This window comes from Methylococcus capsulatus str. Texas = ATCC 19069 (assembly GCF_000424685.1).
GTDB lineage: Bacteria > Pseudomonadota > Gammaproteobacteria > Methylococcales > Methylococcaceae > Methylococcus > Methylococcus capsulatus.
This window is the reverse complement of the sequence record NZ_AUKJ01000016.1, coordinates 173,249-191,674: the sequence shown is the minus strand read 5'-3', so window position 1 is coordinate 191,674 and position 18,426 is coordinate 173,249. Positions and strand designations below refer to the sequence as shown.

The 18,426-nt window shown below is 63.4% G+C and carries 14 protein-coding genes; 4 read left to right on the top strand and 10 right to left on the bottom strand.

Features of this window, described 5'->3' with window-relative positions; all coding sequences use genetic code 11:
* Positions 1-52: 52 nt before the first annotated feature.
* Genes H156_RS16380 through H156_RS0103075 form a run of 3 tightly spaced genes read left to right on the top strand, consistent with a single transcriptional unit; the run spans position 53 to position 4,591 of the window.
* The gene (locus H156_RS16380) at positions 53-1,015 is read left to right on the top strand and encodes a cytochrome c3 family protein (protein ID WP_154656638.1); all 963 of its coding nucleotides are present in this window, start codon (positions 53-55) and stop codon (positions 1,013-1,015) included.
* Between the two features lie 6 nt (positions 1,016-1,021).
* Positions 1,022-3,196: a tol-pal system YbgF family protein gene (locus tag H156_RS0103080; protein ID WP_238536782.1), complete on the top strand. Its 2,175-nt coding sequence runs from the start codon at positions 1,022-1,024 to the stop codon at positions 3,194-3,196.
* 51 nt (positions 3,197-3,247) lie between these two features.
* Positions 3,248-4,591: a phospholipid carrier-dependent glycosyltransferase gene (locus H156_RS0103075; RefSeq protein ID WP_017364227.1), complete on the top strand. Its 1,344-nt coding sequence runs from the start codon at positions 3,248-3,250 to the stop codon at positions 4,589-4,591.
* 9 nt (positions 4,592-4,600) lie between these two features.
* Here H156_RS0103075 and H156_RS0103070 read toward each other — a convergent pair whose 3' ends face one another.
* The 8 genes from H156_RS0103070 to uvrB form a co-directional block, all read right to left on the bottom strand.
* Positions 4,601-5,563 (bottom strand): glycosyltransferase family 2 protein, encoded by a 963-nt coding sequence (locus H156_RS0103070; RefSeq protein WP_036246006.1) that lies wholly within the window; start codon positions 5,561-5,563, stop codon positions 4,601-4,603.
* Between the two features lie 22 nt (positions 5,564-5,585).
* Positions 5,586-5,990 carry a GtrA family protein gene (locus H156_RS0103065; protein ID WP_017364229.1) on the bottom strand — a complete coding sequence of 135 codons (405 nt, stop codon included), beginning with the start codon at positions 5,988-5,990 and terminating at the stop codon, positions 5,586-5,588.
* A 173-nt stretch (positions 5,991-6,163) separates the two neighbouring features.
* On the bottom strand, positions 6,164-7,360 hold the full coding sequence (locus H156_RS0103060) for a c-type cytochrome (RefSeq protein WP_017364230.1): 1,197 nt from the start codon (positions 7,358-7,360) through the stop codon (positions 6,164-6,166).
* A 305-nt stretch (positions 7,361-7,665) separates the two neighbouring features.
* The gene (locus H156_RS16375) at positions 7,666-8,835 is read right to left on the bottom strand and encodes a c-type cytochrome (protein WP_026597572.1); all 1,170 of its coding nucleotides are present in this window, start codon (positions 8,833-8,835) and stop codon (positions 7,666-7,668) included.
* Positions 8,836-9,059: 224 nt separating this feature from the next.
* A complete protein-coding gene (locus H156_RS16370; protein ID WP_238536803.1) occupies positions 9,060-10,190 on the bottom strand; it encodes a c-type cytochrome in 1,131 nt (376 codons plus the stop codon).
* Between the two features lie 624 nt (positions 10,191-10,814).
* Positions 10,815-12,533 carry an ankyrin repeat domain-containing protein gene (locus tag H156_RS15715; RefSeq protein ID WP_161625729.1) on the bottom strand — a complete coding sequence of 573 codons (1,719 nt, stop codon included), beginning with the start codon at positions 12,531-12,533 and terminating at the stop codon, positions 10,815-10,817.
* 41 nt (positions 12,534-12,574) lie between these two features.
* On the bottom strand, positions 12,575-13,294 hold the full coding sequence (locus tag H156_RS0103025; RefSeq protein ID WP_017364463.1) for a cytochrome b/b6 domain-containing protein: 720 nt from the start codon (positions 13,292-13,294) through the stop codon (positions 12,575-12,577).
* Between the two features lie 74 nt (positions 13,295-13,368).
* The gene (gene uvrB / locus H156_RS0103020) at positions 13,369-15,447 is read right to left on the bottom strand and encodes an excinuclease ABC subunit UvrB (protein ID WP_017364462.1); all 2,079 of its coding nucleotides are present in this window, start codon (positions 15,445-15,447) and stop codon (positions 13,369-13,371) included.
* Between the two features lie 180 nt (positions 15,448-15,627).
* Here uvrB and H156_RS0103015 point away from each other — a divergent pair, with 180 nt between their 5' ends.
* The gene (locus H156_RS0103015) at positions 15,628-16,809 is read left to right on the top strand and encodes a pyridoxal phosphate-dependent aminotransferase (RefSeq protein WP_017364461.1); all 1,182 of its coding nucleotides are present in this window, start codon (positions 15,628-15,630) and stop codon (positions 16,807-16,809) included.
* 49 nt (positions 16,810-16,858) lie between these two features.
* Here H156_RS0103015 and galU read toward each other — a convergent pair whose 3' ends face one another.
* Together galU and cysC are read right to left on the bottom strand one after the other, a co-directional pair.
* Positions 16,859-17,737 (bottom strand): UTP--glucose-1-phosphate uridylyltransferase GalU, encoded by an 879-nt coding sequence (galU, locus tag H156_RS0103010; protein ID WP_010961435.1) that lies wholly within the window; start codon positions 17,735-17,737, stop codon positions 16,859-16,861.
* Positions 17,738-17,743: 6 nt separating this feature from the next.
* Complete coding sequence (gene cysC, locus H156_RS0103005) at positions 17,744-18,355, bottom strand: adenylyl-sulfate kinase (RefSeq protein WP_017364460.1); 612 nt, start codon at positions 18,353-18,355, stop codon at positions 17,744-17,746.
* Between the last annotated feature and the right edge of the window lie 71 nt (positions 18,356-18,426).

Below are 18,426 nucleotides of genomic sequence, written 5' to 3'. Positions count from 1 at the left end.
CGCATTCCATCGCGCCCCCTCGGCGTCCCGCCGATGATGCAAGGAGAAGCCAGTGAAACCTTCAGCCTCCCGCACGACTTCGCCGTTCCGATTGCTCGCCCTGATCCTTCTGGTTCTGGCGGGAATGCTGTCCGTACCGGCAGCCGCGGCCGACCGGCCGGCCACGCCGAAGGATTTCGAGCACCTGAACACCGGCTTCCCGCTGCGGGGCGCGCATGAACATCTGACCTGCGAACAGTGCCACGTCCGCGGCATCTTCAAGGGCACACCGCGCCGCTGCATCGGCTGCCATCAACTGGCGACCGATATCGAGGCGTCCAAGAAATCACCCAACCACATCCCGACCACGGAGGATTGCGACGTCTGCCACAACGACTTCCTCCCGAACGTGAGCTGGCAGCTCGTCAACATGAACCACGCCGGTATCGTCAACAATTGCGCCAGCTGCCACAACAACGTCTTCGCACCCGGCAAGCCGCCCAACCACATCCCCACCAACGCCCCTTGCGAGACCTGCCACCGCTCCACGATCGCCTGGGCCGGCGCGCGCTTCGACCATGTGGGCGTTTCGGCGGGATGCGGCCGATGCCATAACAACGTCACGGTTGCCGGCAAGCCGGCCAACCATATTCCGACCGGTCAGGCCTGTGAGACCTGCCATGTTTCGACTGCTGCCTGGTCGGCGGTCAGGATGAATCACGAGGGCATCGCGTCCGGCTGCGCCCGCTGCCACAACAACGTGCTCGCCATCGGCCAGCCCCGCAACCACATCCCGGTACCCGCGACACCCTGTGAAACCTGCCACAACCCCGCACAATTCCGTACCTTCGCCGGCGCACGGATGGACCACACCGGCGCCAACATCACCCATGGCTGCCAGCGCTGCCACGAAGCGGGAAACATCTACGGCATCACCGCCAGGCCAGCCCCTCCCCACCCGCAGCCGAACGTAGCGCCGGATTGCAGCCAGTGCCATCTGAATACGCATTCGTTCCTTCCGGTGTTCACGCGGTAGCCGTTCATGTCGAGACCGATACCGTGCACGACGGCACGCGCCAGGACCGCCCTGGGCGCGATATTCGGGGCGCTGGCGACGGCGGTGTTTTCCGCCACGGCGGCCCAGGGCTTCATTGAGGGATTGGACGTCGACCATTCGTCATCGCAGCCGGTCATCCACATCCGCATGGCGGAGCCGGTCAACTATGTGCGGCACTCGCCCACGGAATCCGGCGACACCCTGCGCATCCGGGTCAACCGCACGTCACCCGCCATGCCGCAGAGCCCCCTGCCGCAGCGGAGCGCACTGCCTTGGACGGCAACCGCGGAGGTGCCGCTGACCGAAGTCGAATATGAAACCAAGCCCGGCGGGGACTTCCTGACGCTGCGTTTCAATCGCGTCGTCCGGTTCCATGTCAGGCCGGGCGAAGATGCCCAGGGAATCGACGTGGAGCTTGCAGAACCGGAGGACAGAGAGCACGCCACGACGGCCAGCAAAGCCAAGCCCGTCCGAGGGGCCGGCGGTACCTGCGCCTCCGGCCTGCGCGCCAAGTCACCGCCCGCCGAACTGCAGGAGGCCGCGCGCCGGTGCATGATCGAGGAAGACTGGCCCGCCGCCGTGGCCCTCTACACCAAGCTGCTACAGCAAGCCGATGCGAGCTATCACCGGGAGGCCCAGGAGATGGTGGGCGTGGCGCGCGAGCGCAACGGCCAGTCCTTCCGCGCCAAGTCCGAATACGAGAAGTACCTGCAGCTCTATCCCGAGGGCGAAGGAGCCGAGCGCGTCAAGAAAAGACTGGACGCGCTGAACAGCGCCGGGCAGCGGCCCAAGGAGAAACTGACACCGCTGTCGTCCCCCCCGGTCGCCGAGCGCGGCTGGGAGAGTTACGGCAGCTTCGGCCAGTACTATTTCCGCGATGCGTTGCTCACCGACAACCAGGGCGAATACGTCGACCAGTCGCTGTTCCTCACCGTGCTGGATTTCACCAGCCGTCTGCGCACCGAACGCTTCGACATCCGGACCCAGTTCGACGCCCGCTACCGCCAGAACTTCCTGAAAGTGGTCTACGACGAGAACAACCAGTTCCGGGTCGCCAACGCCTTCGTCGACTTCGTGGACAAGGAAACCCGGATTTCCGGCCGCATCGGACGCCAATCGCGCAGCAGCGGCGGCGCCATGGGCCGTTTCGACGGCGGGGTGCTCAGCTACCGCTTCGCGCCCCAGTGGCAGGCCACAGTCATCGGCGGCTTCCCGGTTCTACCGTATCGTTCCACCGCGCCCAACACCAATACCTCGTTCGAAGGCGCCTCCCTGGAATTCGGGCCGTTCGCGGACTACTGGGCGGGCAATGTGTTCTTCATCAACCAGACCGTCGACGGCCTGCTGGGCAGGCGGGCCATAGGCGGCGAAGGCCGCTACCAGCATCCGGTCCATCCCGTTTTCACCCTGTTCGACTACGATGTCCACTTCAACGCGCTGAATACGGCTCAAGTGGTCACGAACTGGAACTTCGAAAACGGCGCCATCCTCACCCTGACGGCCGACTACCGGAAAACGCCTTACCTCAGCACCAGCAACGCGCTCATCGGCTGGGGATCGGGCTATGGTCCCGGCACCGGCTACGGCGTGGACTCGGTCAGCGACATCCTGCGCTATCAGGACACCATCGACCTCAAGACGCTGGCGGCGGACAATACCCCGACGTTCAAATACCTCAGCCTCAGCGCCATCACGCCGATCACCCCCGATACCCAGATCAACGCCGACATCACCGTCTCCAATCTGTCGGCGACCAAGGGCTCTCCCTGGGTCTCCGCCTACCAGGGCTCGGGCACCCAGGTCTCCTATTTCGGCCAGATCATCACCAACCGCCTGTTGACCGACAACGATGTCTGGAATTTCGGCCTCCGCTACATGACGCAACAGATCGACGACATCCTGTCCGGATTCGTGGACGCGCATTATCCTGTCACCCCGGACATCCGCATCGATCCCAGGTTGAGGATCGACTACTTCACCGGCTTCGACGGCCCCGACGTCTGGCGGGTCCGTCCCGGCACGCGCTTCAACTACCGCGTGGTCGACGGACTGTACTTCGAGCTGGAGGGAGGGTTCGAATACATGACCAAGCCCCTAGCGCTCAACGAACGCGATACCAAAGGCTATTATGTCAACGTGGGATACCGCTGGGATTTCTGACCCCACCGCCCCTATCCACCCGGACGACCTCCATCGATGAACAGCAGTGCAATGACGACCGCATTCGCAGGGAATTCCGCTCCAACGGCTGGAGTAAACAAGGACACCGGTTTTTTCGGCAGCCTCCTGGCGGACAAGAAGATTCTCACCCTGTTCGCCGCCATCGTCCTGTTCGGCTTTTTCACGAAAATCGCCCGCCTCGAATACCCGCAGGACTTCTATTTCGACGAGGTCTATCACGGCTTCACGGCGACCGTCGTCCTGCACGGCGACCGGAACGCCTACGACCCCTGGGCGAAGTCGCCGCCGGGGAAGGCGTATGAGTGGACGCACCCGCCCCTGTCCAAGCTGATCATGGCCGGAATGATGTCGGTCTTCGGGGAGAACGCGTTTGGCTGGCGCATCGGCTCCGTCATTTTCGGGACCCTCGCCACCCTTGCCGCCGCCGCGCTGGCTTTCGAGCTGTTCGGCTCCCTCCCCGTCGCTGTCCTGACCGGCGCGCTGATGAGCCTCGACGGCCTCCTCCTCAGCCAGTCCCGCATCGCGATGAACGATATCTACTTCATCTTTTTCATGTTGACGGCCTTGATCGGCTACGTCCGCTGGAAAAGAGACGAGACCTCGATGCGCTGGCTGTATTTCACCGGAATGGCACTCGGCCTTGCGCTCGCGACCAAATGGACCACGCTCTACGTGTTTCTGGTCCTGGCCGTCGATCTCGGCGTGACGGCGGTCCGTAACCGGCGCCTGCCTCCCCTTGCGGCCTGCCTCAACATGCCCGTGGCGCTGGGGCTCCTGCCCATTGCGATCTATCTGTCGTCCTACCTGCAGTACTTCGCTCTGGGCTACCGTTGGCCGGAATTCATCGAACTGTTCCGGCAGATGTGGTTCTACCATACCGGACTGAAAGCCACCCATGCCGCGCATTCGCAACCCTGGCAGTGGATACTCAACCTCCGCCCGGTATGGATGTACGTCGATTATTCGGTGCCCGGAAAAATCGCCAATATTTACAACCTGGGAAACTCGGTGATCCTTTATGGCGGGCTTTATGCCGTCGCCGCCGCAATCCTCAAGATGGAATGGTACCGGAGCTGGCCCGTGGCGTTCATGATCCTTGTCTATTTCATGCTCTGGCTGCCATGGACCCTGTCGCCCAGGATCATGTTCTTCTACCACTATGCACCGGCGGTGCCGATACTGTGCATCATTCTCGCCCGCTGGCTCGGCGGCAATCTGGTGAGCAGCGAAAAAGTCGATCGGATGGCCGCGAAATTCATCGTCGCGGCGGCCGTTCTCTGGTTCGTGGTGTTCTATCCCGACAACACCGCCATACACGTTCCGCAGGGTTTTGCCGACGCCGTATATTTTTCGGTTCCGGGATGGAAGAATTGAAGAGTCGGGTCAGCCCCCCGGCTCCTGGCTGTCGCGCGCCACGACCTCCTGGATGAAATAGCGAGGCCTGCGCTTGGTCTCCAGGTAAATCTTGCCGAGGTACTCGCCGATGACACCGAGGCTCAGCAGTTGAATGCCGCCGAGCAGGCTCATTGGCAGCAGGATCGACGACCAGCCTGGCACGGCCTCGCCCGCCACGAAACGCACCCACAGCACCCAGCAGACCACCAGGAAACTGACGGCGGAAATGAGAAAACCGAGGAAGGTGATCACGCGCAGCGGAAACACCGAAAACGAGGTGACGCCCTGAAGGGCGAGACCCAGCATTTTCCGCAAAGGATATTTGGACTCCCCGGCGACGCGCTCCGCCCGGTCGTAATACACGGTCGCGGTGTTGAAGCCGAGCTTCGGGATGATCCCGCGCAGGAACAGGTTGACCTCGCCGAACTCCCTCAGCGCATCGATGGCGCGCCTGCTCATCAAGCGATAGTCGGCGTGGTTGAACACCACTTCCACGCCCATCAGCGCCAGCGCACGGTAATACCATTCGGCACTCCAGCGCTTGAACAACGAATCCGTTTTCCGGTTCTTGCGGACCCCGTAGACGATGTCGGCGCCGGCGGCGTGGGCATCGAGCATGGACTCGATGGCGGTCAGGTCGTCCTGAAGATCGGCGTCTATGCTGACGAGACAATCCCCTCTTGCATGCATCAATCCTGCCAGCAGGGCACTCTGATGCCCCTGGTTTCTGGACAGCTTCATCCCGCGGACGAAACCATAAGTCTCCGCCAGACCGCGAATGCTCTGCCAGGTGCCATCCCTGCTGCCGTCATCGACGAAATACACCCGCGAATCCGGCCCGATTTTGCCTTTCTCTTGGAGGTCATGCAGCACTGCGGCGAGCCGTCTGGTGGTTTCCGGCAATGCTTCTTCTTCATTGAAACAGGGTACGACGATACCGAGTGTGCGCATGGCAGATCCTTGGATTTTCAAGTCAGGCGGATTTTCGAACCGGCGGCGCATACGTCCATTTGAGGCTGCCAACGAAATTCCAGAACAGCACGGCGACGGTCGCCGCAATCTGTGACCAGAGGTAAGGAAGATGCGTGTAAGTGATTCCGAGCTGAACGATGGCGCCGTTTAGCAACAGTCCCATCCCGGCCGTGACGGCAAACCGGAATACAGCGACGCGATGGCCGTTCTTGGCCTTGAACGTCAATTTGTAATTCAGCCAGTAGTTTACAACGGCACTGGCCGTGAAACCCAACGAAGAGGCAAGGGTCACCTGCCACTGCCAGAGACTGACCAGTGCGACGAGCATCACATACTGCAAGGCCGTGGCCAGTCCGCCTACGAAGACGAAACGGAAGAATTTTTTCAGCAGGCTTACTTTGGGCATACCGGCTTAAGGTCGCACAGATATACCAGTTCGGGAAGTTTCCCGAGAAATCTCACGAGACCCCCCTCGATGCCGGGGTGCACCGACCTGCGAAAAGTCGGAACGGCCCCCGGCGCCGACCGGCACCGGGGGACCTGACAGGGCTGATCAACCCTTATCGTCGCCCGCGATCGCTACTTGCACTGCGGTACGCGCTTCACCGAACGAACCGCCGTCTGATCCTGGAACTGGACTTTCACCGTGCAGGGGACGGCTCCCTCGGCCAGGGGAATCTTCGCCAGCCATTTGCCGTGCACGTCGGCCAGCACTTCTCCGATCACGGCGTCCGTCGCACCGTCCACCAGTGTGACAGGATCGGCCACCAGCGCTTCGCGCTCGGATTTGCTCAGCTGCCTGTCGAACTTGATGCGCCCCGACAGGATGAGTTCGCTCTGATCGGCCAACCATTGCGCCTTTTGGATGATCAGCGCCCGGATCGATTCGACATCGGGCACGTCGCTGGGCGCGGGCTGAACAGTCACGTTGGTCCAACGCGGATCGGAAGCATCGCTCTCGTGCCCCGCATGGTCCAGGGTGACCGCCTGGAAGCCCAGGTCGAAGGTCTTACCCGCATCCTCGGCCTTGGGCACCCAGGTGAGTGTGGCGACCTGCTTGCGGCTCTCCGCGTCGAATGCCTGGGTCAGTTTCGCCCCTTTCGGCAGTTTCACCCCTTTGATGGTGGCTGTGTCGTCATCGCAGTCGAGAGCGCTCAAGATGATCTTCAGGATTTTTCCGACCTGAACGTTCCAGCCGGTCGGGATGGTATCGAGTTCCGGCCTGGACTGCAGCAGACAGCCGATGGGGAACGGCGCTGGGCGGGTCGTCGGAGCAGGCGTGGACGTCGGCGCCGGCGTCGAGGTGGGGGCCGGGGAGGCCGTCGGAGCCGGGCTGGGGGTAGGAGCGGGGCTGGACGTCGGAGCCGGAGTCACGGTCGGAGCCGGAGTCACGGTCGGCGCCGGAGTCGGCGTAGGTGTAGGAGTGGGAGTCGCGACCGGCAGGTCGGCAGCCCCACCGATTTCCGTCGCGATGGCATTCAGGTCAGCATCGCTGAGATTGCTCAAGCTGTTCATCGCGCTGACGCTGGCAATGGCCGCCTTGGTGGCTGATGCGTTCTTCTTGGAGCCGGACAGAGCCGGACCATAGCCGCCGGCCGTCGCGCCCTTGGCACTGTCGTAAGCGCCATGACACCCCTGGCAGCTTCCGGCATAAGTCGCCGCGGCAAAGGTTTCGGAGGAAAAACCGCCACTCGCGGCAATGACCACTGCCAGGGACAGGGTCCTGAATCGATACCCCGCTGGCTTGGTTACGGCTTTGTTCAATTTTACGTTCATAGCAAAACTCCCAAGTTTCATGCCACAGAAAATACCGCTCCTTTCCCGATGGCGCCCTTCTACGCCATCCCGTCCTCGGAAATCCTTGGATACCACCGTTCCCTGCAGTATCTCCAGAGCGATAACGTATCCAACGTCCGCCGATTCAAATTTCCCACCTGATGAGTGGGCCGATATCGAATGGACGCTGCCAATAAAAGAAGTTCAACGAGAGGTTGTCGAAAACGCCCCTCCCCTCGCGGGGAGGAGCCTGAACGGGTTCTCCCCTTCAAGTCCATTCGAACCCGTTCATCCGATGTCGCTCCTTATTTGCATTGCGATGGCGCGCGCTTCACCGGCCGGGAAGCGGTGTCGCTCAGGAACTCGACATCCACCGCACAGGGGACGGCGGTGTTGGCCAACGGAAGATTGGCCGACCACTTGCCGGAGGAGCTTGCGGTCACCTGTCCGATGATCTCCTGAGTACTGTCGGCCCGGATGATGACGGGATGGGCCAGCAAGGCGGCGCGTTCGGCGGTGCTCAGCAGCTTGCTGAACTTGATGGAGCCGTTTACCGCGAGCTTGCCTGCCTCCCTGTAAGGCTGCCATTGCGCCTGTTGGATGACGACGGCCTCCACGGCTCCGGCTTCCGGCGTGGTGTTCGCCGGCCAGACGCGGATGTCGGTGGAACGGGACTGTGACGAATGGTTCTCGTCCTCGTGCTCTTTCTCCCCTTTCCACGAACGCTTTGCACTGACTTCCGACTCCACCGCCGTGAATGTCACATGGTAGATCCTGCCGGCGGCTTCCGGACCCGGCGTCCAGGTGATGGTGGCCACCTGCTTCCGGGTGTTCACATCGAACCCTTGGGTCATCTTTGCCCCCGTCGGCAGCCCCTTGGCCTTGATCACCAGCGAATCATCGTCGCAATCGAGGGCGCTCACGGTGAACCTGAGTTCCTTGCCGACATTGGCGTCCCACGGTGACGGAATGGTATCGAGTTCAGGCTCCGACTCATCCCCACAGGGCGTGGGCGTCGGAGCCGGGGTGGCCGTCGGGGCCGGGGTGGCCGTCGGAGCCGGAGTGGCCGTCGGAGCCGGAGTGGCCGTCGGAGCCGGAGTGGGCGTCGGGGCCGGAGTGGGCGTCGGCGTGGGTGTCGCCACCGGCAGATCCGCCGCACCGCCTATTTCCAGGGCGATGGAATTCAAGTCGGCGTTGGTCAGGTTGCTCAGGCTGTTCATCGCGCCGACCTTGGCAATGGCCGCCTTGGTGGCGGAAGCATTACGCTTGGAGCCCGTCAGCGCGGGTCCATAGCCTCCCGCCGTTCCGCTGGCGGTGATGGCGCCGTGGCATCCCTGACAACTGCCGCCGTAAGTCGCTGCGGCCGATGCGTCGGTGGAAACGCTCCCCGCCCCGGCCACCACCACGGCCAACCATAACGCCTTGTTGCGAATTCCGACCGGTTTCCCGCCGGAACGAGCCAATGTCTCATTCATAAATAAACCCCAAGTTACATGTCATGAAAAGTCGCCCGGCTCGAGGCCGGCCCCCCTGTCAAGTTGCTCATCACGCTTCGAAACGATCTTTTCGGAGCGGTGACCCTTCTTGAGCAACAAATCAGAAAACTCTAACATTCCAGGCTGACCAAGAGCCTGCAACGCTAGAAACAAATGTAGTCAACAAATGAAGCAGCGAAAGTAGGTTCCTTCACTTTTTTCGATCAATTGCACTGCGACGGAGCGCGCTTGACGGGGCGCGATCCCATCTCGCCATGGAAATCGACCGCTACGGAGCATGGCACTTTCCCGCCATCCAGGGGGATTCGTGCCGACCACTTGCCGGATACGCTGGCGTTGGCCTGGCCGATGACTTCATGCGTGGTGGCGTCGGTGATGACGACAGGGTCGGCAACCAGCGACTGGCGCTCGGACTTGGTCAGAATCCGGCTGAATTTGATGCGTCCCGTCAGAAGGAGCTGGCTCTGACCGGCTGACCACTGAGCACGCTGAATCGCCACGACCTCGACGGCCCCCGCTTCCGGCGTCGTGTTGGCCGGCCATACCCGGATGGCGGTCCAGCGCGGTATCGACACCGACTTCTTGTGGCCGTTGCCGTCTTTGTCGACAGCCACGAACACCACCGTGTGAACCGTGCCCACGGCCTCCGGCCCGGGCGTCCAGCTAACCGTGGCGATCTGTTTGCGGACGTCCGGTTCGAACTCCTGGGTCAGGGTGGCTCCCGAAGGCAGTCCTTTGGCTTTGATGGTCAGGGAGTCGTCGTCGCAGTCCAGGGCGCTGACCGTGAACCGGAGTTCCTTGCCTGCGTTGGCATCCCACGGCGACGGGATGGTGTCGATCTCCGGCCTCGCCTCATCCGCACAGGGCGCGGGCGTCGGGGAAGGACGGGGAGTTGCCGTGGGCGCTGGCGTCGGCGATGGCTTGGGCGTGGGAACCGGTGTGCCGGTCGGCGCCGGCGTGGCGGTGGGAGCCGGCGTCGTGGTGGGAGCAGGCGTCGCACTCGGCGCGGGTGTTGGCGTGGCCGTCGGCGCAGGTGTTGGCGTGGCCGTCGGAGCGGGGGTGGGGGCACCGAGATCCGCCGCCCCTCCTATCTCCAGTGCCACCGCGTTCAGATCGGCGTCGGACCAGGAGGCGCCCATCGTCCCCATGGTGCCACCAGCGGCGATCGCCGCCCGGGTGGCCGAGGCGTTCTTCTTCGCTCCCTTCAACGCGGGCGCCATCCCGCCGGCCGTGGCCCCCGACCCACTGTCGTAGGCGCCGTGACACATCTGGCAGTTGCCGGCATAAGTCAGCGCCGCAAAAGACTCGCCCGGGACGCTCCCGGTCGCAACCATGACCACCGCCAGGGACAGGGCGTGCCTGGACCAAGGCCCCTCGGCCGTAGTATTCGCAGATCGGAAAATCCCAAGTTTTTTCGTCATGACCCGAACCTCTTGCTTGTTGGTCGATACTACGAGGGAAGAAGCCGTCCGGTACTCCCACCGTCCCGGCACCCCTTCCGTACCGAAACGCTGAAAACAAAGGGTCCGTCGGGCCTCTCCGTTTCCTCGCTCATTAGAGCCAAACAATATTTGTGCCATAAAATATTTCTCATGTGACACATACGGTTACGATCGACCGAAGGCTTTTGTCGGGGACTCTCGTCGCCGGTAGGAAACACCCCCTGGCGCCGGATTCTTGATATGGATCAAATCTGCGGGATGGTTGCGAACGGGAACCCTCGGAGCCGTTGGCACACGGCGTCCGGCCGCCAACGCGGGACTGGCCGGGCGCTGTCTCCGGAAAGCGTCATCGTCGTCCTTGCGATGCAGGTCCGGCTGCTTCTGTGCGAACGGTCCGGAATCCGGTCGAACATCCGACGCGCCCAGGCCTGGTACGAAACCGTACGGCGAAATGCGGCCCCACGGGCCAAGCGAACCGATCGGGCAGATGCGAGCGGGGCGGCCCTGCGGCGGACGCTACCACAGAAAACCGAGCAGCGTCCTACGGCCGACCCGGTGTTTTTCGAGAATTTTGACGCAGTCTTCATGGCCCCCGGCCCGGGCCAGCGAGACGGCAGTGTGCCTGTGGCCGTTGCGGAGGGTCGGATCGGCGCCGGCTTCCAGCAGTGCCGCGACGGTTTCACTGTGACCGGCTTGTGCCGCCAGCATCAGCGCCGTCATGTTCCGCCTGTTCCGGCGGTCGGGATTCGCGCCCTTCCTCAGGAGCAGACGAACCACGCCGGCGTGTCCGCGGCCTGCGGCCACGGCCAGGGCAGTGTTGCCATCCCCGCTCGGCGCGTCCACGCGAGCGCCGTACGCCAGCAGTCGCCCGGCGGTCTTTTCATCGCCCTTCCAGGCAGCGCGAGCCAGGGCGTCATGACCGGGCGCCCGGTCGCGATCGACGGCGGCTCCGTGAGCCAGCAATATCTCGACGATCCCGGAATGCCCGCCGTCGACGGCATGCCACAAAGCGGTATGGCCGTCCGCGTCGGTTGCATTCGGATCGGCCGAAGCCGCCAGCAGGACCTCGACGCTTTCCGGATGCCCGCCGAGGGCCGCCAGCATGATCGGGGTCCTGCCATCCTTCCGCGCCACGCCGGTGGCTGCACCCAGACTGCACAGGACCCGCACGGTCGTGGCCTTGCCGCGCTGCGCCGCCCATGAGAGCGCGGTGTTTCCGTCTCCGTCGGTCGCGTCGAGCCTCGCCCCGGCGGCCGCCAGCACCTCGACCACTTCGCCATGCCCTTCGCGGGCGGCCCACATCAGGGCCGTCCGGCCGTCCGGCGTCGCAACATCGGCTTCCGCCCCATGAGCCAGCAGGATTTTCACGATCCCGGCATGGCCGTTCCAGGCAGCGCGGGTCAACGGGGTATGACCGTCCGGAGCCCTGGCGGCGACATCGGCGCCTCTTGCGAGCAGCGTTTCGACCGTCGAAGCGTGCCCTCGCCAGGCGGCCACCGTGAGTGCCGGCCAGCCGGGATAGCCGTCGATGCCGTCTTTCGAACTCAAACGGGACGGCGGGTGCCTGGGCCGTTTTTCGGGCTCCCCCTGGATGCCCGCCGCACTCCGGTGCCGGTCGGCACCGGCAGCCGCCAGCCAACGGGCGATCTCCGGATGTCCGGCTTCCAGCGCCAGCCGGTAGGGCGTGCGGCCTTTGTCGTCCAAGGCATCGATCTCGGCACCCCGCGCCAGCAACTCCCGTACGGCACCGGCATCGCCGCGCCGGGCGGCGCGGTGAAGGGGCGTGTCCTTCTCTCGATGCCTGCGTTCGGCGGTGGAATCAACGCTTGGCGCCGGGGTCGGCATGGCCTCCAGCCGCCTGTACGCCATCGCGTGATGCTGCGCTGCGGCTTTTTCATACCAGCTCCGGGCTTGAACCGGATCGGGGCGTACGCCCAGGCCCTTCTCGTACATCAGCCCTAGTTCGAACTGCGCGCGGACCTGCCCCTGTCCCGCCGCGGCTCGGAACCATCGCAAGGCCTGCGCATGGTCTTGCGGCACACCGCGACCGTTCTGGAACATCGCCCCCAGGCGGTACTGCGCCTCGGCGTCGCCCCGTTCGGCCAGCACCCGCCAGCGAGCGATCGCTTGATCGTACTGGCGGAGGCGCGCCGCCTCGAGCCCCCATTCCTGCGCTTCATCGGCCGGGACGACCGCCGGGCCGCCCAGCCCGGCGAAGGACAGGAGAACAAGCAAGTATCGGCCCGGGTTCGACATCGCCGCCGTTCCGGTGCGCATCAAAGCCGTTCGGACTTCGACGACATCGCGACCGGCTTCGCCGCCTTTCCGGCGACGACCGCCTCTTCCGCGACCCGATCATTTCCGGAGCCGGCCTCCGACTGGAAGGGAGTGGCCGGTAGAGCGAGTACCCAGAACGACACGATGGCGACAGCGAGCACCAGTCCCGCCCAGGGCCGCTTGCCGGGGATGGACTGTCCGGCCTCCCCTTCCTTCCAGCCCGTGATCATGGAAAGCACGAGGTTTTCGTGATGCAGGAAGCCGGAAGCAATCGCCGCCACGATATGCACGAACACGATCACCAGCATGAAATTGGAAAGCAGGGCATGGAAGCGCTTCAGAGCATCCTCCCAGCGTTCGTCGTAAGAAAGTAATCCGGAAGCGCAGACCAGAATGCCGAGAAGCAGCAGCAGTACGATGGCGACGGCACCCGCCGGATTGTGGCCGACGTAATGTTCGGGATGCTTGGACAACAGGCTCTTCAGGTAGCGGAAGATCGCGAGCGGGCCGCGCACGAAATCCTTGAAGCGGGAATAGCGCGGGCCGACGAAGCCCCACAGCAGGCGGAAACCGATCAACCCGAGGATGGTGTAGCCGAACATCACGTGCAGCACCCGGTAGTCGCTGTCCGCCGACAGGTAGGCGCCGAAAAAACTGGTCACCAGCGACCAGTGGAATATCCGCGTGGCGAGATCCCAGACGATGATGCGTTGCGCCATGTTTTACCCCCGTTCCGTTTCTGGTTTTCCGGTCGGCGATTCCGCGTCCCGGCCGAACGGAGACCAAGCAAACTTCACGCCATCAGTGCGCTCTCCCGGATCCGCTGGATCTCGTCGCGCAGCCTGGCCGCCTCCTCGAACTCCAGATCGCGGGCATGCGCATACATCTTTTCTTCGAGCTGCTTGATGAGCCTGGCCGCCTCCGCCGGTTTGGCCACCTTGTACCCGGCGCCAGGTTCGGCGACGCGGGCCGCCTGCTTTCGCGAGCCCGCGGAGCCTCCCGGAATGGACACTTCCAGGATGTCGGTCACGGACTTGGTGATGCCCCTTGGGGTCAGGCCATGCCTTTCGTTGTAGGCGATCTGTTTGGCCCGGCGACGCTCGGTCTCGCCGATGGCCTGTTGCATCGACTGCGTCACCTTGTCGGCATAGAGGATGGCCTTGCCGTGCAGGTTGCGGGCGGCCCGGCCGATGGTTTGGATCAGCGACACCGCCGAGCGCAGGAACCCTTCCTTGTCGGCGTCGAGGATGGCCACCAGTGACACTTCCGGGATGTCGAGACCTTCGCGCAGCAGGTTGATGCCCACCAGGACGTCGAACTTGCCGAGCCGGAGGTCGCGGATGATTTCCACCCGTTCCACGGTGTCCACGTCGGAGTGCAGATAGCGCACGGCCACGTCGTGTTCCATCAGGTACTCGGTGAGGTCCTCGGCCATGCGCTTGGTCAGCGTGGTCACCAGCACGCGTTCGCCCCCCTGCACCCGGAAGCGGATCTCCGACAGCAAATCGTCGACCTGGGTCGATGCAGGGCGGACCTCGACTTCCGGATCGACCAGGCCGGTGGGGCGCACGACCTGTTCCACCACCGCCCCGGAGTGGGCCCGTTCATAGGGGCCCGGCGTCGCCGAGACATAGATCCGCTGCGGCGCCCGCGCCTCGAATTCCTCGAATTTGAGCGGCCGGTTGTCGAGCGCCGACGGCAGCCTGAAGCCATACTCCACCAGCGTTTCCTTGCGGGAGCGGTCGCCGCGGTACATCGCGCCGATCTGCGGCACGGTGACATGGCTCTCGTCGATCACGATCAGCGCATCGTCCGGCAAGTAATCGAACAGGGTCGGCGGCGGTTCGCCCGGCGCCCGGCCCGACAGGAAGCGTGAATAGTTCTCGATGCCCGAGCAATAGCCGACCTCCAGGATGATTTCGACGTCGAACAGGGTCCGCTGTTCGAGGCGCTGGGCTTCCACCAGTTTGTGCTGGCTGCGGAGATGCTCCAGCCGGTCCTTGAGTTCGACCTTGATCTCTTCCACCGCCTGCAGCAGCTTCTCCCGAGGAGTGACGTAATGGGTCTTGGGGTAGACGGTGTAGCGGGCGATGCGGGAAATGACCTCGCCGGTCAAGGGGTCGAACAGCGACAGCCGCTCGATCTCGTCGTCGAACAGCTCGACCCGCAGCGCTTCCTTCTCCGACTCGGCCGGGTAGATGTCGATCACGTCGCCCCGGACACGGTAGCTGCCGCGCCGCAGTTCGGCTTCATTACGGGTGTACTGGAGCTCGGCCAAACGCCGGACCAGGGTGCGCTGGTCGATCATGTCACCGCGCACCAGGTGCAGCACCATCTCGAAATAGGAGGCCGGCTCGCCCAGGCCGTAGATGGAGGACACGGTCGCGACGATGACGGTGTCATGCCGCTCGATCAGCGCCTTGGTCGCCGACAGCCGCATCTGCTCGATGTGCTCGTTCAGCGACGAATCCTTTTCGATGTAGGTGTCGGAGGCCGGCACATAGGCCTCGGGCTGGTAGTAGTCGTAATAGGACACGAAGTATTCCACCGAATTCTCGGGGAAGAATTCCTTCATCTCGCCGTAAAGCTGCGCCGCCAGCGTCTTGTTGTGCGCCAGGATCAGGGTCGGGCGCTGAACCTGGGCAATCACGTTGGCAATGGTGAAAGTCTTGCCCGAACCGGTCACGCCGAGCAGCGTCTGGTGCAACTCGCCGTCGTTCAGGCCCTCGACCAGACGCCGGATGGCCTCCGGCTGATCGCCCGACGGCGCATAACCGCTTCGCAGCAAGAACGGCTTGGATTTCTGGGCGCGCGGCAGTTTCGAGCTTTGCTCGACCGGTTGGGCCAGGCAGTGGCCGCTTCCAGGCAACATGGCGTATTCAATCCTCCGGGGAACGAGTCACTGGCGGGGGGAGTTTCAAGGATAGCCGAAGCCGGTGTGACGGAATGGATACCCTCGGGATAATGACAAATTTTCCACCCGCGGAGTTCAAGGAAAGCCGCCTAACCGGTAACATAACGCCTCGAATTTTCCAGCCAATCCGCGAAACCAATGAGCATACGACTTTCCGACCGCGTCCAGTCCATCAAGCCGTCCCCGACCCTCGCCGTCACCGCCCGCGCCGCCGCGATGCGCGCCGCCGGCAAGGACATCGTGGGACTGGGCGCGGGCGAACCGGACTTCGACACGCCGGACCATATCAAACAGGCGGCCATCCGGGCCATCGAAAAGGGTTTCACCAAATACACGGCGGTCGATGGAACGCCCGGCCTCAAGCAGGCGATCCAGGCGAAATTCAAACGCGAAAACGGCTTGGATTACGCGCTCGATCAGATCCTGGTGTCCTGCGGCGGCAAGCAGAGTTTCTACAATCTGGCCCAGGCCCTGCTCAACCCCGGCGACGAGGTCGTCATCCCGGCGCCTTACTGGGTATCCTATCCGGACATGGTGCTGCTGGCCGGCGCCGTCCCGGTGATCGTCGAGGCCGGGCAACAGCAGGCGTTCAAGATCACGCCGGCACAACTGGAAGCCGCGCTGACGGCCAGAACCCGGCTGTTCGTGATCAACAGTCCATCCAATCCCACCGGCATGGCCTACACCGCGGACGAGCTGGCCGGCCTCGGTGAGGTGCTGCGGCGGTTTCCCGATGTCGTCGTCGCCACCGACGACATGTACGAGCACATCCTCTGGGAAGGTGGATTCAGCAACATCCTGAACGTCTGTCCGGACCTGTACGAGCGGACCGTGGTGCTGAACGGCGTGTCCAAAGCCTACTCGATGACCGGCTGGCGCATCGGCTACGCAGCCGGACCCGAGCGGCTGATCGAGGCCATGACCAACATCCAGTCGCAGAGCACCTCCAATCCCACCTCGATCTCGCAGGTCGCGGCAGAGACCGCGCTCAATGGCGAGCAGGGCTTCATCGCCGGCATGGTGGAGGCTTTCAAGGAAAGGCACGACTTCGTGGTCGGAAGACTGAACGCCATCCCCGGCGTCGATTGCCTGAAAACCCACGGCACCTTCTATGTCCTGCCGAATGTCGAAGCGGCGATGGCCAGGCTGCATCTGGCGGACGACGTGGCGCTGTCCGAATACCTGATCGAACAGGGCGGCGTGGCCGTGGTGCCGGGCTCGGCTTTCGGCGCACCGGGCCACGTCCGTCTCTCCATCGCCACCAGCATGGCCAATCTGGAAAAGGCCATGGAACGCCTGGCGACCACCCTGTCCAAATGACCGACAGGCATTGCCGGGAGACGTCCCCGGCAATGCCCCACCGCGCATCCTAGAGCTGCAGACTCCGCAGATAGGCTTCGAAGCCAGCCCGCAAATCGGGATGCTGCAGGCCCTGTTCCACCGTGGCGATGAGATAGCCCAGCTTCGATCCGCAATCGTAACGCTTGCCGTTGAATTCGTAGGCCAACACCGTCTGCTCGTTGAGCAGCATGGCGATGGCGTCGGTGAGCTGGATTTCCCCGCCCGCGCCGCGCGAGACATTGGCAAGCTTGTCGAAGATCGCCGGCGTGAGGATGTAGCGTCCCACCACGGCCTGGTTGGATGGCGCGTTCTCGGGCCGCGGCTTTTCCACGATCGCTTCGACCTTGTCCAGCCCGGCCTCAATCGGACTGGTCTTCACGATGCCGTAGCTGTGAGTGTCGCCGGGATCGATGCGCTCGATGCCCAGCACCGAGCACTGCCATTTGTCGAATACCCGGACCATCTGTGACAGACAGCCGCCGTGGTTGTTGCCGTCGATGAGATCGTCGGCGAGCAGCACCGCGAATGGTTGGTTGCCGATGACCGCCTTGGCGCAGTTGACGGCATGGCCCAGCCCCAGCGCTTCGGCCTGACGGATGTAGATGCAGGTGACGTGCGGCGGAATGATGTTCCGGACGATGTTCAGGATGTCGTCCTTGCCTCGCGCCGCCAGTTCCGTCTCGAGTTCGTAGGCCTTGTCGAAATGGTCCATGATCGCGTTCTTGCTGCGGCCGGTGATGAACACCATCTCGTCGATGCCGGCCGCCACGGCTTCTTCCACCGCATATTGGATCAACGGCTTGTCCACCACCGGCAGCATTTCCTTCGGGCTGGCCTTGGTGGCGGGCAGGAAGCGGGTCCCCAGCCCCGCGACCGGGAAAACGGCTTTTCTGATGACTTTTGCCATGTTGTCCTACCTTGTCGTTTTCAGGTTGATCTTTCCTTTCTTCTCGAGATATTCCAGGATTTGCCCGGCGCATTCATCCAGGCCGTCCTCCCCGGTCCGCACCGTGATCTCCGGAGCAAGCGGCTTTTCGTAGGGCGATGAAATCCCGGTGAACTCCGGAATCTCGCCGGCCCTCGCCTTGCGGTACAGCCCCTTCACATCGCGCTGCTCGCAGACTTCGAGGGGGGCATCGCAGAAGATTTCGACGAAGTCACCGGGCTCGACCAGGGCTCTGACCAGATCGCGGTCGCGGCGAAAGGGCGAGATGAAGGCGGTCAGGGCGATCACGCCGGCATCGACGAACAGCTTGCTCATCTCGCCGATGCGGCGGATGTTCTCGCACCTGTCCTCGGCGCTGAACCCCAGGTCCGAGCACAAGCCGTGGCGGACGTTGTCACCGTCGAAGACGTAAGTTCTGCAGCCCTGCTCGAACAGAAGCTGCTCGACCCGATGCGCGAGGGTCGATTTGCCGGCGCCGGAGAGCCCGGTGAACCAGAGAATGAAGCTCTTGTGACCGTTCTGCCGTTCGCGCTGACCGCGGGTTACGGTGGATTGATGCCAAACGATATGGGTGTTCATCGAATACGTCCTTCTCCCGAATCCGGAGCGCTCTCCTCGCCGGCCCGGCAGCGCTGGGGCTGCATCATACC